At 53.4% G+C, this 14,875-nt stretch carries 18 protein-coding genes and 2 pseudogenes; 18 read left to right on the top strand and 2 right to left on the bottom strand.

The genetic code is table 11. The features are described 5' to 3' along the window. The first annotated feature begins 323 nt into the window (after positions 1-323). From JZI27_RS21170 to JZI27_RS21150, 5 genes are all read left to right on the top strand, one after another. A complete protein-coding gene (locus JZI27_RS21170; RefSeq protein WP_280209146.1) occupies positions 324-1,367 on the top strand; it encodes an ATP-binding protein in 1,044 nt (347 codons plus the stop codon). A 195-nt stretch (positions 1,368-1,562) separates the two neighbouring features. Then, complete coding sequence (locus JZI27_RS21165; RefSeq protein ID WP_054943631.1) at positions 1,563-2,000, top strand: Hsp20/alpha crystallin family protein; 438 nt, start codon at positions 1,563-1,565, stop codon at positions 1,998-2,000. Positions 2,001-2,125: 125 nt separating this feature from the next. Then, entirely contained in the window at positions 2,126-2,473 is a 348-nt protein-coding gene (locus tag JZI27_RS21160) for a hypothetical protein (RefSeq protein WP_023559073.1), read from the top strand. A 56-nt stretch (positions 2,474-2,529) separates the two neighbouring features. Continuing rightward, the gene (locus JZI27_RS21155; RefSeq protein WP_348521381.1) at positions 2,530-2,766 is read left to right on the top strand and encodes a hypothetical protein; all 237 of its coding nucleotides are present in this window, start codon (positions 2,530-2,532) and stop codon (positions 2,764-2,766) included. Further along, positions 2,763-2,924 carry a hypothetical protein gene (locus tag JZI27_RS21150; RefSeq protein ID WP_179136053.1) on the top strand — a complete coding sequence of 54 codons (162 nt, stop codon included), beginning with the start codon at positions 2,763-2,765 and terminating at the stop codon, positions 2,922-2,924. The genes JZI27_RS21155 and JZI27_RS21150 overlap by 4 nt, the downstream gene beginning before the upstream one ends. Positions 2,925-2,958: 34 nt before the next feature. Here the strand turns inward: JZI27_RS21150 and JZI27_RS21145 are convergent, their stop codons facing one another. Further along, complete coding sequence (locus tag JZI27_RS21145) at positions 2,959-3,165, bottom strand: DUF1657 domain-containing protein (RefSeq protein WP_280209142.1); 207 nt, start codon at positions 3,163-3,165, stop codon at positions 2,959-2,961. Between the two features lie 130 nt (positions 3,166-3,295). Here JZI27_RS21145 and JZI27_RS21140 point away from each other — a divergent pair. The 7 genes and pseudogenes from JZI27_RS21140 (at position 3,296) to JZI27_RS21110 (ending at position 7,718) form a co-directional block, all read left to right on the top strand. Next, positions 3,296-4,155: pseudogene (locus JZI27_RS21140) on the top strand (DUF421 domain-containing protein). A 13-nt stretch (positions 4,156-4,168) separates the two neighbouring features. After that, positions 4,169-4,657 (top strand): stage V sporulation protein AC, encoded by a 489-nt coding sequence (gene spoVAC, locus JZI27_RS21135; protein ID WP_481752836.1) that lies wholly within the window; start codon positions 4,169-4,171, stop codon positions 4,655-4,657. A 6-nt stretch (positions 4,658-4,663) separates the two neighbouring features. Next, a pseudogene (gene spoVAD, locus JZI27_RS21130) lies at positions 4,664-5,673 on the top strand (stage V sporulation protein AD). Next, a complete protein-coding gene (spoVAE, locus tag JZI27_RS21125; RefSeq protein WP_079911487.1) occupies positions 5,673-6,038 on the top strand; it encodes a stage V sporulation protein AE in 366 nt (121 codons plus the stop codon). Before spoVAD ends, spoVAE begins: the two are co-directional and overlap by 1 nt. A gap of 63 nt (positions 6,039-6,101) precedes the next feature. After that, positions 6,102-6,275, top strand: coding sequence for a phospholipase D-like domain-containing protein (locus tag JZI27_RS21120; RefSeq protein ID WP_280209140.1), 174 nt, complete (start codon positions 6,102-6,104; stop codon positions 6,273-6,275). Between the two features lie 571 nt (positions 6,276-6,846). Beyond that, positions 6,847-7,143: a hypothetical protein gene (locus JZI27_RS21115; protein WP_280209139.1), complete on the top strand. Its 297-nt coding sequence runs from the start codon at positions 6,847-6,849 to the stop codon at positions 7,141-7,143. 74 nt (positions 7,144-7,217) lie between these two features. Further along, positions 7,218-7,718 (top strand): YhcN/YlaJ family sporulation lipoprotein, encoded by a 501-nt coding sequence (locus JZI27_RS21110; RefSeq protein ID WP_280209138.1) that lies wholly within the window; start codon positions 7,218-7,220, stop codon positions 7,716-7,718. 529 nt (positions 7,719-8,247) lie between these two features. Here JZI27_RS21110 and JZI27_RS21105 read toward each other — a convergent pair. Next, positions 8,248-8,526: a hypothetical protein gene (locus tag JZI27_RS21105; RefSeq protein WP_179136052.1), complete on the bottom strand. Its 279-nt coding sequence runs from the start codon at positions 8,524-8,526 to the stop codon at positions 8,248-8,250. A 359-nt stretch (positions 8,527-8,885) separates the two neighbouring features. Between JZI27_RS21105 and bioA the strand changes: the two genes are divergently transcribed. The 6 genes from bioA to bioC are packed head-to-tail and all read left to right on the top strand — an operon-like array spanning position 8,886 to position 14,782. Beyond that, entirely contained in the window at positions 8,886-10,217 is a 1,332-nt protein-coding gene (gene bioA, locus JZI27_RS21100; RefSeq protein WP_280209152.1) for an adenosylmethionine--8-amino-7-oxononanoate transaminase, read from the top strand. Continuing rightward, complete coding sequence (gene bioD / locus JZI27_RS21095) at positions 10,214-11,005, top strand: dethiobiotin synthase (protein ID WP_280209137.1); 792 nt, start codon at positions 10,214-10,216, stop codon at positions 11,003-11,005. Before bioA ends, bioD begins: the two co-directional genes overlap by 4 nt. Continuing rightward, the gene (gene bioB, locus JZI27_RS21090; RefSeq protein ID WP_481752835.1) at positions 11,002-12,000 is read left to right on the top strand and encodes a biotin synthase BioB; all 999 of its coding nucleotides are present in this window, start codon (positions 11,002-11,004) and stop codon (positions 11,998-12,000) included. The genes bioD and bioB overlap by 4 nt, the downstream gene beginning before the upstream one ends. Positions 12,001-12,020: 20 nt before the next feature. Beyond that, the gene (gene bioF / locus JZI27_RS21085) at positions 12,021-13,205 is read left to right on the top strand and encodes an 8-amino-7-oxononanoate synthase (RefSeq protein ID WP_280209136.1); all 1,185 of its coding nucleotides are present in this window, start codon (positions 12,021-12,023) and stop codon (positions 13,203-13,205) included. After that, positions 13,198-13,935, top strand: a complete 738-nt coding sequence (locus JZI27_RS21080) for an alpha/beta fold hydrolase (protein ID WP_280209135.1) — start codon at positions 13,198-13,200, stop codon at positions 13,933-13,935. Before bioF ends, JZI27_RS21080 begins: the two co-directional genes overlap by 8 nt. Continuing rightward, positions 13,925-14,782, top strand: a complete 858-nt coding sequence (gene bioC / locus JZI27_RS21075) for a malonyl-ACP O-methyltransferase BioC (protein ID WP_280209134.1) — start codon at positions 13,925-13,927, stop codon at positions 14,780-14,782. Before JZI27_RS21080 ends, bioC begins: the two co-directional genes overlap by 11 nt. Positions 14,783-14,875 lie beyond the last annotated feature (93 nt).

Raw genomic sequence — 14,875 nt, 5'->3', positions numbered from 1 at the left:
TTGAGTTTGCTCTATCATAGAAAGGACACCTCTCCTGTATGGTAGTGATTCCTCGACACTTTCACTTTACCAAAAGGAGTGGTGTTTTTCTATTTTTCAAGGAGCATTCTAAAATCGGCTTTAAACTAGTTGTACCAAGGGAATACTCTCATTTTCGCTCTGCGAAAGTTGAGTTAATAACTTCTTTGAAAGTGGGTTTAATTTTATTCATAACCCATCCACTTCGTGACGAGAAATTCGCTCGCTTGTTTACTGCAGTTTGCACATGATAAGTGGCCGGGAAGGGAGTTAATGGAGGAAGCAAATGGAGGACGTTAATAGAGATGAAGCAAATCGTAGAGTTCCTTATGAATTCCGATCAAATGGATATTGGACTGGCTGTCGTTGATTCAGAAGCCAGAATTTTATGGTTAAATACAACCATGAACACATGGTACTCAGTAACCCCCGAAGAAGAATTCCCTGCACACTCGGCAATACAAGCGATCGTGGGGCAAGTATTGCAGGATAAAAAGAATTACCCGGGAGTACTCGTACAAGAGAAGTTAGATGGCAAAGTGCGATCCATGATCGCCTATGTATACCCTCAGTTAAAAGGGGAATGTTTTGTTCTAATGGCCGATATCCAAGATTTTCAACAGTACGTGCAAATTCAATGTGAGAAAGAAAGAAGGGAAACGATTGGGCATATGGCGGCGGGCACAGCCAATATCATTTTAAATCCTTTAGCGGTAATCAAAGGGACGCTTCAACTTCTGGAAAAAAGTTCGAAGGATCATGTTTCCGTTTTGCAATTTGCGGCATCTCTGCCTCATCAGAAAATGACAGGATACTTTAAGCTGCTCGATGAGCAAATTCAGACGATCGACAAAGCGTTGCAGCGGTTTTTGCTCTTTGGGAAACCTTTTGAATGGAAATTTGCTCCTGTTTCTGTCCTTTCGTTTATGCAAGAATGGGTCCCCGATATACAGGTTCAAGCGTTGGAGAAAACAGTACGTTTCGCTCTGGAATATCCGGAGCGAAACGGTTTTGTGTTTGGACACCCCAAGTTGCTGCGAGCGGCGCTGCAAGAAATCATTGACAACGCATTAGATGCAAGTCCCCCAGGTTCTGTCTTAACGCTCCGAATAAACATTACGGATAATCATATCCACATCATTGTTCGCGATCAAGGAGCAGGAATTCCAAAAGATCTGCAGTCCCGAATCATCCTACCGTTTATTACAAGTAAACCGGACGCTATCGGATTTGGGCTTAGTTTCAGTCATGCTATGATCGCAAAAATGGGGGGCTCTTTGAATTTCGAAAGCTCGGAGGTCGGCACAAATGTTATCGTTCAATTACCGACATTTACGGGAACAACTTAAAATTGTCGGTAACATTGCTGTAAATGCCAATGGCTACACAACAAACCCTCAAAAATTTTTTTCGGGGGCTATTGCCGGGAGTTTCTGACCAAAGGCATATTCCAATTCAACTATGCAGGGTAGCAAAGAATAATATTTTCCGAAGAGTACAAAATAAAGCTGAAAAAAAGATAATGTGACAATGGAGGAACTTACATGCCGCTCATTCCTTGGGATTCGTTTCGCAATACCGATCTATGGAGAAGGGATTTGGAAAAAATTTTTAACGAAGGTTTTCCTGAAATAGGCGCGCGTCTGGGATTTGCTACCCCTCGTATTGATGTATTTGAGACTGAACATGAAGTGATTGCTTCTTGTGAAATCCCTGGTTTGGATAAAAAAGAAGACCTTCATATCGATGTGGATGAAAACATGCTTACAATTAGTGGGACCATAAAGCAAGCGAATGAAGTGAAGCAGGAACAAATACATCGCAAAGAACGGTTTGTCGGACGGTTCCAACGGTCGGTGTCTTTGCCATCACGCGTTCAAACGGAAGGAACGACAGCAACGTATCGCAACGGTGTCCTTGAAGTTCGCATGCCGAAATTAAAAGCCGATACCCAACGGCAAATTGATGTGCAGTTTCATTAAAATGAATGCAGTTTCATTAAAATGAATTGTGAGATCACAATATAGGCGTTACATGAAAAATGGGCGCTTGCACATAATAAGCTTTGGGGGATGAAGTCCTACCATATTGAAGGAGGTCAAAAATCGTGTATCAACAAAACCTTTCACAGCAAGCAAGCCAATGCGCGCAGATTATTCAACAGTTGATCCAGCAAACCCAGCAATCGAGCAACATGTATCAACAAATGTTGCAACAGGAGCAGCAAAACGCCGCCCAACTGGATCAGCTGGCCCAGAAAGAACGTCAAGCGGTTCAAACCATTCAATCTGTTCTGCAAGGACATCAAACTGCCATACAGCAGATGCAGCAGGCGATGCAAATTTGTTCTCAGCTTCAACAAACAGCGCAACAACAAGCCGGCGTGCAGAATGCGGGCTGGCCAATGGCTCAGAGCTGGCAGAATCAGAATTTGCAGCCACGGCAGTATCAATAAAACAGCAAGTGAAAAAACGATCGCTTTCTTTAAAAAGAAGGCGGTCGTTTTTTCACTTGACGATGCGTATACCCAAAAACCATTCCCAAGATAAGGCGCGCTGGTTTGCTCGGGATGCTGAAGGCGCTAGGCGAGGCAGAGGTGCAAGTCTCGTTCGGCATGCTGCTGAACCTCTTGCGTGGCATTTGCGACTATTTGCAAAGAAAATCGGCGACCTGACAAGCAGGCTGCGCGAGATTTGGGAGGATACAGGCATGGCAACTGCAAAATTTCGCGAGGAGCGGAAATCGTGATCAGCGTATGCGAGGTTTGCGGGGCTGAAGAGCGGGAGGATACGGAGGCGGCAGCGGAAGGCAGTGTATCCGACACCATTCTTCATTTTTGCGAGTCGTGCCGTGCGGATCGGCAGCAGTACACCGGCGGTACAGCTGCGGATCATTTGCTGCACTAGCCGGGATCTCCTTCCGGTTTTGTTTATGGATGGACTAGAAGTCCTTGAATTGCGGTTCTTCGTTTTCGATCTGCTGAACACGGGCGTTTATCTGATCGGCGATTTGCTGGGTTTGCTTCGCAGCTTGCTCGAACATAGTCTTCGCTTCCTGGTTTTGCGTGTTCAGCGCGAATTGTTCCAGACTAGCCTGGGCGCTTTTCAGCGAAGCCAGGCAAGTTTTGACCTGAGTAGCTACAGTCATTGTCGAATCCCTCCTTTCCTGATTAACCTCTCATATAAGATAAGATGTCTTTTTCAGCTGCAAAATATGACTCCGGACAATCATAAATAAATACTATGGAAAAATTGCACAAGAAGAAAGGGAGTCTTCCATGCCGGGTTGGTCGTTTATCGTATTTCGTTCCCTGGGCGCGGTAGTGATGCTGTTTGTCCTCACGCGTATTTTGGGAAAGAAGCAAATTTCACAGCTGACTTTTTTCGAGTACATTACTGGCATTACGCTTGGCGAAGTAGCCGGATTCATGTCCACGGATATCGAGGGGCATTACGTGTATGGTATGATTGCCATTTTCATCTGGTTTTTCGTTCCATTCGTTGCCGAACTCCTTACGTTAAAAAGCAAGACGCTTCGGGAGTGGTTGGAAGGCAAGGGGAGGGTCGTCATTAAAGACGGTAAAGTTCTTGAGGATAACTTGAAAAAGGAACGTTATACCGCCGATGAACTGATGGAGCAATTGCGGACCAAAAACGTATTCCGGGTCGCAGACGTGGAGTTCGCCATGCTGGAAGCGAGCGGTGACTTGAGCGTGCTGCTGAAAAAAGAAATCAGCCGCTGACGCCCGCTCATCTCGGTGTGAAAACGGCGCCCGAACAAGAGCCGCAAACCGTTGTGATGGATGGCGTTATTATGGACGAGCCGCTGGCTACGATTGGACTGAACCGGGGATGGCTGCAAACGGAATTGGATAAGATGGGCATCCCGCTGGAAAATGTGTTTCTGGGACAGGTGGATTCGTATGGGCAGCTGTTTGTCGATCTGTATGACGATCAGCTGAAGGTTCCAGCTCCATCGTCCAAAGCGGTGCTGCTGGCGACGCTAAAAAAGTGCGCCGCAGATCTGGAAATGTTTGCGCTGGAATCGAAACAAAGTCAAGTAAAAACCATGTATGAACAATGCGCAGAGAGCATGGAGAACATCATCTCCGGCATGACGCCGCTGTTAAAACGCTAGGAGGGCAATGAAGATGAGCGTCGCAGGCCAAAGTAAAAGCAAGCTGAAGAAAGTCACGTTAACCCAGCAGGAATACCAGCGGATGGCCAAGTCCAAGGAGCCTCCGCGTCCGGTCGTGCGCAACTGTCTGCGCGCCTTTTTGGTGGGAGGGATCATTTGTTTAATTGGCGAAGGGCTGATGAAGTTGTTTCAGACGGTGTTCGGTTTTTCGGAGAAGACAGCAGGTAATCCAACCGTTGCCGTCTTGATCTTGCTCTCCGTCATCCTGACGTGCTTCGGCGTCTATGACAAAATCGCGCAGTGGGCAGGCGGAGGTACATCTGTTCCGGTTACAGGCTTTGCCAATTCAATGTGTTCGGCGGCGCTCGAGCATCGCAGCGAAGGGCTCGTTCTGGGCGTTGGCGGCAACATGTTCAAGCTGACCGGATCCGTGATCGTGTTCGGTACGGTGGCCGCCTTCGTGATTGGCATTATACATTGGATTCTGGGACTGAAGGGGTGATCGGACATGCTGCAAGGACATCAAAGCTGGAGCTTTGAACATCAGCCCGTGATTGTGGCTGCCGCATCGGTTGTCGGTCCGGACGAAGCGCAAGGCCCGCTCGGCAACGACTTCGATATCGCGCACGGCGACCTGATGCTGGAGCAGAAAAGCTGGGAGCAGGCGGAGAAAAAAATGCTCGAGGAAGCGACCAAACTGGCCGTGGAAAACGCAGGCATTACCAAGGATACATCGGCGGCGATCTGATGAACCAGATCATCAGCAACAGTTTTGCTGCGCGAACGCTGGCGATTCCGTATCTCGGTGTATTCGGCGCTTGCTCGACATCTATGGAAAGCTTGGCGCTTTCGGCCCACATCGTTAATTACGGTTCGGCCCGTTACGCCATGGCTGGAACGTGCAGCCACAATTGTTCGTCGGAGAAACAGTACCGTTATCCGACGGAATACGGGGCCCAGAAGCCTCCAACCGCCCAATATACGGTAACCGGAGCGGGAGCGGCCGTGGTGTCGCTGCAAGGCAACGGCCCTATCGTCACCAGGGCCACAATCGGCCGCGTCGTCGACATGGGCATCAAGGATCCGTTCAACATGGGAGCAGCGATGGCGCCGGCAGCCGTCGATACGATCCAGGCGCATTTCCGCGATTTCAACATCGAACCGGGATATTACGATTTGATCGTGACCGGCGACCTGGCGAAGGTAGGTTATGAGCTGGCATGCGAATTGTTCGAGAAGCACAAAGTTCCGATTCATCAGACGAAATATGACGATTGCGGACTGATGATTTACGATCGCGAGAAGCAGCCTTTCGCCATGGCAGGTGGCAGCGGTTGTGGTTGTTCCGCGGCAGTGACCTACGGACATTTGCTCAAAAAGCTGCAGAAAGGCGAGTATAACCGCATGCTCGTGGTGGCAACGGGGGCGCTTCTATCTCCGTTAACCTTTCAGCAGGGGGAGAGCATTCCTTGCATAGCGCATGCGGTAGCCATTGAGAATAGGGGGAACGGATCATGATGGACTTCGTTTGGGCATTCATCATCGGGGGAGCCATTTGCGTACTCGGACAGCTGCTGATCGATGTTGGCAAACTGACTCCGGCCCACACGATGAGTACGCTTGTCGTGCTGGGCGCGATTGTCGACGGCATTCCTTACAAGGGAAAAAGTTTGTACGAACGTCTGATCGAGTTTGCGGGCGCCGGCGCGACCGTCCCGATCACTAGTTTTGGAAACTCTCTGGTTCATGGAGCGCTTCAGGAGCTGCAGCAGGACGGATGGATCGGCATCATCACCGGGATTTTTGAGGTAACGAGCGCCGGCGTTTCAGCAGCGATCATTTTCTCTTTTCTTGCGTCGCTCGTAGCAAAGCCTCGTGGATGAAGCATGTGCCCGGCTTCTAGGATAGGAGCCGTACCTACTACGGAAGCCGGGGTACAGATTTACATGTACGAAAAAGGGATGCTGCACGCAAAGGTGATGGTCGTCGATGGGGAAACGGCTGTGGTATGTTCGGCGAATTATGATTTAAGAAGCAATCGCCTCAATTACAAGGTGTGCGAAGTTTTGTACAGCGCCGGTGTAGCGCGGGAACTCACGGAGCAATTGATCATGACCTGACGAATTCCGCGCCCTTGCGCATGGAAGAATTACTGCAGCGCTCCCGTTCACATCGCGTACTCGATCAAGCGGCGCACCTGCTTGCCTCGCTGTTATAGCCCGCGGGTTCAACGCCGATATCCCCCACAGTTTTGCCGCGTTTGCCGTTTTCGCAAAAGTGGTTACAAAGACTCCGACGGGGGAATTGATCGGAACCTTTGTAGATAGAGGCAGTGGGGGATTCGTCCAGACTCCTGTCCGTGGTAGCAATCCAAGTCCCCTGCTCACCCGCTTGCAGAGAGGGAGGTTTTATCCTAAGACGTCCCTCCATAGACTGTTGATGTGAGGTAACCTCACCAATAATCAAAACCCCTAGGGAGGAACTATCAAGGATGCAGACCTTTACTCATTATGCAATGCCTATGTATTCACATGACCACACTGTTTATATTCGTCAGATGTACGAGTGGCACATGAAAATGTCGCATTATCAAGACCAATGCAAACTGCATCATTTGGAAAGGGCGAAATATTTTCAAGGTCTCATGGGAGCAACCGTTCATCAAATACCCCCTCGACCGGAAGAGGTTGCTTGAGAGAAGATTATCACTTGAAGCGAGGTGCTGAACTGGAAAAATTCCGTATGAAATTATTGGATCGCTGGATGACCCTTCGTTTCGTTCATGGGGGAAATGTTCCTTTTGACCAGGTATGGTATGAATTTCTTACAAGACATTTCATAGACGAGCATCCTAGAGAACAGATTTATGACGATTTGTGTAAAGAACTAGGGGTAACGCTCACCTGTAATGCCTGGATAACCCGAATAAAAGCCCAACAGGGTAAGCTTTTAGCGGCGGACATTTGTCCGTCGCTTTTCTGGTTGTAAAAAGGAATTGCACTCCCGCATGAAACTTGAATTGTTGAACCATAATATAAAAAACGTCAGCAAAGGAGCTAGATATGTTTTCAAACACAGCTAGAATGAAGAGCGTAGTTTTACTGCTTGTTATGGTGCCGGTTCTTACGACAGGATGCACGAATCAGCGAAACACCCAAAACAATCAAGTGAAAACGCAAGAGGCAAGAACGCAGCAGGCTCCAAATCAAATGCCGCAGAACGTCGATAACCGCATTCGAATTGCGCAACAAGCGGCGGATAAGATAACTCAGATTCCCGGCGTGCGGAAGGCGAATGTTCTCGTTACTCAAAATAACGCCTATGTGGCGGCAACGTTGGATACGAATCAGGGCCAGTTAACCTCGGAAATAGAAAGCCGAATTGCCCAGCAAGTCAAGGCGACGGATCCGACCATTAAAAATGTGTATGTATCCACGAATCCCAATTTTGTGGAACACGTGAACCGATACGTGAGCGATGTTGCGCAAGGAAGACCCGTTAGCGGATTTTTCAAGGAATTTAGCGATATGGTTCAGCGAATTTTTCCAAATGCCCAGAGTTAATTGAATGAAGATCCTGCCTTCATTAGGCGGGATTTTTTTCGCCTTTCTGATTAGGGATTTTGGAGTTGGGGAAAAAGCGGATCCGTTTGTAACCTAATCTGTGATAATATAAAGATTTGATTATCCAACTAGCTCAAGATAGGTATTCGTCTCCGTCGACACACAGCATTTGACAAGCCGATTGAACATTTCGCCCTTCATCTCGTGGCTAATTCGTATTTTTTCGCGAGGTGTTTAAAGCGTTCTTTTTCCAGGGCGCAGTATGTATGATAACCGTCACTTGGCTATCGTCGCTCCTTCTTCAATATATTTCTGGGCGAAGTCAACAAGCGTCATCCCTTTCACGTCAGGGATGACTTGCATTTTGAGGTGTTTTCGGGAAGCCTTTCTTGTCGAGCGACAGTGCTACCAATACGGGGAGTTTGCTCCGTTCCGCGCCCGCGCTTCCCGTCTTGCGAGGGCGCCCCGAATAAAGCTTCATCCAACTCCACGATGCCGGCAATAGGACGCATCAAGGTCGCTCATCGCCTTACGGATTTTGTGTTCGATGCCCCGGAGCAGTCTGATAAGCGACTTCCAATTCTTCGGAAAGTTGAGTGGCCGAAATACCGCGTTTATCGTGGCCGATCAAATAAATGGCCCAGAACCACTTCAGTAAATCGGTTCGCGTTTTTTCAAAGATCGTATCCGCGATTACGGTCGTTTGATGCCCACAACTGGCAGATTCGTAAAGCGGAAGTTTACGTGGTGTAATTTCGTAAGCGCGTGTGCTGGCATTTCGGACAGCAAAGCCGGTGGGCCATTTCATCTGGAACGCTGCAAGCAAGAAGGGATCATCAATGAAAGTCACGTGGTGATCAATAGTGGAGTGATTCATGCCTTTGAGAAAAAGCAGCCAAAAGGCAAAAGCGAACTGATATTACTATGAGTATCGGAACAATGCTGTTGAGAATCCACTCCAACGGTTCTTGTACTGGATCTGCTTGAGTCGGGATTTGTTAACCAATGATCGCTCTACTAGGTTAACAATATGCTTACAGGATTCCTGCGAATTGCTAAAATGGCCATAGCATAATTGTCAACCTTTCTAAAGATGTAAGGTTGACAATCCTCAAAGCGAATGGAGAGTGATTGGCTGTGGCAGCGACGTATGGTCAGCTTGCAGCGATGAACAAGGCCCATCTATGGCATCCTTTTACGCAGATGAAAGACTACGTCAATTCAGACCCGCTCATTATTGAGCGTGGCGAAGGTGTCAAAGTGTACGACGTGCAGGGGCGCTCGTATTACGACGGGTTTTCGTCCGTGTGGTTAAATGTGCACGGGCACAATGTCCCGGAATTGAACCGGGCGATCGAGGAGCAGCTTGGCCGCGTCGCCCATTCCACGCTTCTTGGCATGGCCAATGTGCCGGCCATCGAGCTGGCGGCGAAGCTGGCGGAAATCGCGCCGCCGGGATTGACGAAAGTTTTTTATTCCGATGCCGGAGCGACCGGCGTCGAGATTGCGCTTAAAATGGCTTTCCAATACTGGCATAACCGCGGTGTGCGCGGGAAGCATTCGTTCATAACGATGAAAGAGACTTACCACGGCGATACGATCGGCGCCGTCAGCGTCGGCGCGATTCCGCTTTATCACGAAGTATTCCGCCCGATGCTGTTCCCTTCGCGTATCATTCCGTACCCTTACGGTTACCGTCATCCCGGTGGTACTGCAGGGGCGATGGAGGAAACGCTTGGCGCGCTACGCGACATGCTGGCGGCGCATGCCGAAGAAACCACCGCAATGATCGTGGAGCCGATCGTGCAGGGGGCCGGCGGCATTATCGTCATGCCGGAAGGCTGCCTACGTGAAATCGCGGCGCTTTGCCGCAAATACGGCGTCCTGCTGATCGCCGACGAAGTCGCGACAGGCTTCGGCCGAACCGGAGCCATGTTCGCCTGCGAGCTGGAGGGCGTGTCGCCGGATTTGCTGGTCGTCGGCAAAGGGCTTACGGGCGGATACTTGCCGGTGGCCGCCACGCTGGCGACGGATGAGATATACGACGCCTTCTACGCGGGTTACGAGGAACGGAAGACGTTCTTCCATGGCCACTCCTACAGCGGCAATCCGCTCGGCTGCGCGGTCGCGCTCGCCAGCCTGCGGCTGATGGAGGAACGCCGCACGGTCGATGGCGTCCGGACCAAAGCCGAGCTGGTGGCGCGCAAGCTCGCGCCGCTCGCGGATTGGCCGCACGTCGGCGACATACGCCAGAAGGGTCTGCTCGTCGGTATTGAGTTGGTCAGGGATAATGCCTCGAAGGAGACTTACGACTGGGCGGAACGGATTGGAGTCCGCACCTCGCTGCGCGCCCGCGAGCTTGGCATGCTGACGAGGCCGCTCGGGAACGTCGTCGTTTTCATCCCGCCTCTCGCAAGCACGGAAGATGAGCTGGATGAGATGACGGACATCCTCGCGACCTCCATCCGCGACGTGACCGAGGGGGGCTGGGACGGATGAACACGAGCGGGCTGCGTGGGTTTTTCGTCACAGGCACCGATACCGGTGTCGGCAAAACGATTGTGACGGCGGCGATCGCCGCCGCGCTGCGCGCGGATGGACTGAACGTCGGCGTCTGGAAGCCGGTGCAGTCCGGCGCTCCGCTCGGAAGCGGTGTTACCGACGCTGAACGGCTGCTGCGCGCCAGCGGCATCGACGATCGGCCTGAGGCCGTGGCGCCGTTCACTTTCGCCGCTCCGCTCACACCGCTGCTCGCCGCCCGGAGCGAAGGCGTCGAGCTGACGTTTGCGGCACTGCGCGAAGCGGGCGAGCCGCTTGTGCGGCGCTATGACGCACTGCTCATCGAAGGGGCCGGCGGCGTCGCTGTGCCCCTTACGGAAGATGCGTTTGTGGCGGACTGGGCCACGCGGCTCGCTTTGCCAGTGCTGATCGTCGCCCGTTCGGGACTGGGAACAGTCAACCATACGCTGCTCACCGCCGCGTACTTGCGGCAGCTCGGTCTGGCCATCGCCGGCGTTGTGCTGAATGACGGCGCGGACAACCCTGCCACAGGCGGAGCGGATGATCCGAGTGTTACCAGCAATGCCGAGCTGATCGAAATGTACGGCGGGCTCAAAGTTCTCGGCCGTTTTCCTCGCCTTGTGCATGAGCCCGGTCCGCAGGAGCTCGCGGATATCGCCCGGCGTATGTTGAATTTGACGACGCTGAGGGAAGGGGTCTCAGCGGTCTCGGCTTTTTCGGCTGCTCGGTACGTACATACTGAAAATGGAGAGGAAGATCTGCAGTGATAACGTTCGCAGCGGAGAAGGATTGGCGGAAGCTGGCACATAAGGCACTGAACGGAGAATGCCTGACGCAGGAGGAAGGCCTTGCGGTGCTGGAATCGGACAACGATGAGGTGCTGCCGATTTTGCAGGCGGCCTTTTTGGTGCGCAAGCACTTTTACGGCAAAAAAGTAAAGCTCAACATGATCATCAACGCCAAAAGCGGTCTCTGTCCGGAGGACTGCGGCTACTGCTCGCAATCGAGCGTCTCGACGGCCCCCATCAAGAAATATACGCTGCTTGACAAGGAGACGCTGCTGGCCGGTGCGCGCGAAGCAATGAGCCGTAAGGCTGGCACCTACTGTATCGTGGCGGCGGGCAAAGGTCCTACCGACAAGGAGCTCGAGCAGGTCGTCGAGGCGGTCAAAGAAATCCGCGAAACGATGCCGCTCAAAATATGCGCGTGCCTCGGCATTTTGAAGGACGGCCAAGCCGAGAAGCTGGCGGAAGCCGGCGTTCACCGGTACAACCACAATCTGAACACTAGCAAAGCTAACTACTCGTCGATCACGACGACACATACCTATAATCAGCGGGTCGAAACGGTCGAAAAAGTGAAAACGCACGGGATGTCGCCCTGCTCGGGCGTCATTATCGGCATGGGCGAAACAAACGAGGAAATTATCGAGATGGCTTGCGCCCTTCGCGAACTGGATGCGGACTCCATACCGATTAACTTTCTGAATGCCATCCCGGGCACGCCGCTCGAAAATGCGGGCCGCACGCCGGCCATGAAGTCACTCAAAGTGCTGGCGCTGTTCCGCTTCATCTGCCCGTCCAAGGAAATCCGCGTCGCGGGCGGCCGGGAAGTGAATCTTCGCTCGCTTCAGCCGCTTTCGCTCTACGCGGCCAATTCGCTTTTTGTCGGCGATTATTTGACGACGGCAGGCCAGGAAGTGACGGCCGACCACCAAATTATCGAAGATTTGGGTTTTGAAATCGAAGAGTGCGCCCTTTGAGGCGGGGAGTGGTGATACGTATGAGATGGATGGAAGAAGAGCTCGGGACGCTGGCGGAGCAGGCGCTGGAAAGAACGCTCCGCTGCTCCTCGCCTGTTCCCGGACGGCCGGGCTGGATAATTCGCGGCGGACGGACGCTGCTGAACTTGTCTGGCAACGACTACCTTGGTCTGTCGCAACATCCGGCCATTACCGAAGCGATGCGAAATGCGCTGGACACGGGCAGCGGCTCGGGTGCGGGAGCGTCCCGCCTCGTGACCGGAAATCGGCCACAATTCGGCCGATTGGAGCAGGCGCTTGCCGAATGGCAGCAGTGCGAGTCGGCCCTTGTATTCTCAAGCGGTTATACGGCAAACTGCGGCGTAATCAGCGCGCTCGCCGGACGGGGGGACATCGTATTCAGCGACCGGATTAACCACGCGAGCATCGTCGACGGCATCATATTGAGCCGCGCCGAGCATGCCCGGTACCGCCACAATGACATGGAGCACTTGCGATGGCTGCTGGAGAAGCACCGCAGCGCACGGCGCAAGCTGATTGTCACCGACGCCGTCTTCTCGATGGATGGCGACGCGGCCCGGCTTTGGGAGCTCGCGGAACTCAAGCGCGAGTACGGGGCGATACTGATGGTCGACGAGGCGCACAGCGGAGGCCTCTACGGCTCTTATGGCGAGGGGCTCTGCCATGCGCTAGGCGTACACCGCGACGTCGATGTGCATATGGGCACCTTCAGCAAAGCGTTCGGGGTCTACGGCGCTTACGTCAGCGGCAGCAAAACGCTGATCCGCTGGCTGACGAACAAAGCGCGGATGCTCATTTACTCCACGGCCTTGCCGTCGCATGTGATAGCAGGTATTCTGCGGGCGCTCGAGCTCGTACAGGCGGAGCATGAAGGGCGTAAGCGGCTTGTCGCAGCAAGCGTCAGCTTTCGCTCCGCACTTGCGAATGTCGGCTTCCGCACCGAAAGCGGCGACTCGCCGATCGTCCCGCTCATCGCCGGAGACAACGCCGCGGCCCTCCGTTTCAGTGAAGCGCTCGACGTTGCAGGTATTGCCGCTGTGGCGATTAGGCCGCCAACCGTGCCCGCCGGGACGGCGCGCATCCGCTTTTCGCTGTCAGCCGCTCATACCGACGACGAACTAACCGATGCCGCCGCCCGCATATGCGAAATAGGCCGGACACTGGGGGTGACGGCTGGTGAATAGCTGCAGTACGATTTTGTGGCTCACCGGATGGAGTATCGACGATGACGTGTTCAATCCGCTGAGGGATCAACTGCGTAGCCGGCTGCCGGAGTGGCGGCATAGCGTAGCCCATTATTATGATGCCAAAACACCGGAGCAGATGCACGTAATTGCGAAAGTTGCGGCGCACGCTTGTCGTCAGGCGTCCGACGGGCCGCTCCTGATCGCCGGGTGGTCGCTCGGTGGGCTGCTGGCGTTAAGACTCGCCGGAGAGCTTGGAGCGGAAGGTCTCGTGCTGCTAGGCTCAACCGCCCGCTTCATCCGCCCAAGAGGCGAAACGGATCTCGGCTGGCCCGACGCTTATCTCAGGCAGATGAGTTCGGCTCTGAAGCACGACCGCGCTGCGGTCGAGTGGAATTTTCACAAAAACCTCTTTACGCCGCGCGAGCTAGAACGCGGCATCCACGAGATGCTTCCTGCGGCTGGCCGGTGGCCGAACCAAGCGTTGCTGGCCGGGCTGGAACTGCTCAGACACGAGGACTGCAGGCCGCTGCTGCCGGGTATCGCATGTCCCGTGCTTGTCGTTCACGGCCAGGACGACATCGTTTGTCCGTTCGGCGCAGCGAAGGAGCTTCATAAGTCGCTGCCGCGGGCGTCACTGCTTGCGGTGGAAGATGGCGGCCATGCCCCTTTTCTGGGACGGGAGACGGAGGTGGCCGATGCCATAAGGAGCTGGTGGTATGAGCGATAGACTGGATACGATACGGCGCCGCTTTAGCCGAAGCGCCGCAGGAGATTACGATGCGCATGCCCATGTGCAGCGGGCCATGGCCGAATCGCTTGCGGAGTTTGTTATTGGGCGCGACGCATGGAACCACATGGAAAATGCGAAAATATTGGAGATCGGCTGCGGCACCGGGGCGCTAACTCTCATGCTGCGGAACGTTTGGCCGAATGCCGAAATCACGGCGCTTGACGTTGCGCCTGCCATGCTGGAGGCGGCGAAACGCCGGCTTCGTGCAGCGGTCCCCACCCAGAAACGATTGAATCCGGATATACAATTCCTGGTTGCCGATGTAGAAGCCTGGACGCGACAAGCGGCCTGCGGAAGCTTCGAACTCATTGTGTCGAACGCCTGTTTCCAATGGCTTGCCCACCCGCAGGAGACACTATGCGAGCTCAAGCGGCTGCTGCGTCCAGGCGGAATGCTGGCATTCACGACGTTCGGAGCGGAGACGTTTCGAGAGCTGCATACCGCATTCGAGCTTGCTTACCGTGCGCAGGGCCTGAAGCCGCAGCGCCACGGCCTGCCGCTGCATACAGCTAAGGAGTGGAACGCAATGCTGGCCGCAGCCGGGTTTATGAACCCGCGGCGCCGCCAAAACGTCCGCATCGAACGGTACCCGACGGTGCGCGATTTTCTCCATGCGATAAAAGCGATCGGCGCCAGCGCCTCGGTAGCCTCCCCTTCCGGCCGAATCGGCCTACGCCGCCTTTTTCACGACATGTTCCAGCACTACGAGACGCGATACGGCGACTCTAATGGCATCCTTGCGACATATGAGCTGCTGTTGCTGCATGGTTTCGCTCCGAAATAAAGTATCACCGAGGGAGAGGATGAAGAACAGGAAACCGTCTACGGAACGTTAGCGTATATTATGTTGAAATTGGCAGTAATGACGAAGCGAATA

It is taken from the genome of Brevibacillus sp. AY1, from assembly GCF_029870785.1.
GTDB lineage: Bacteria > Bacillota > Bacilli > Brevibacillales > Brevibacillaceae > Brevibacillus > Brevibacillus invocatus.
This window is presented reverse-complemented; position numbering and strand designations above follow the sequence as displayed.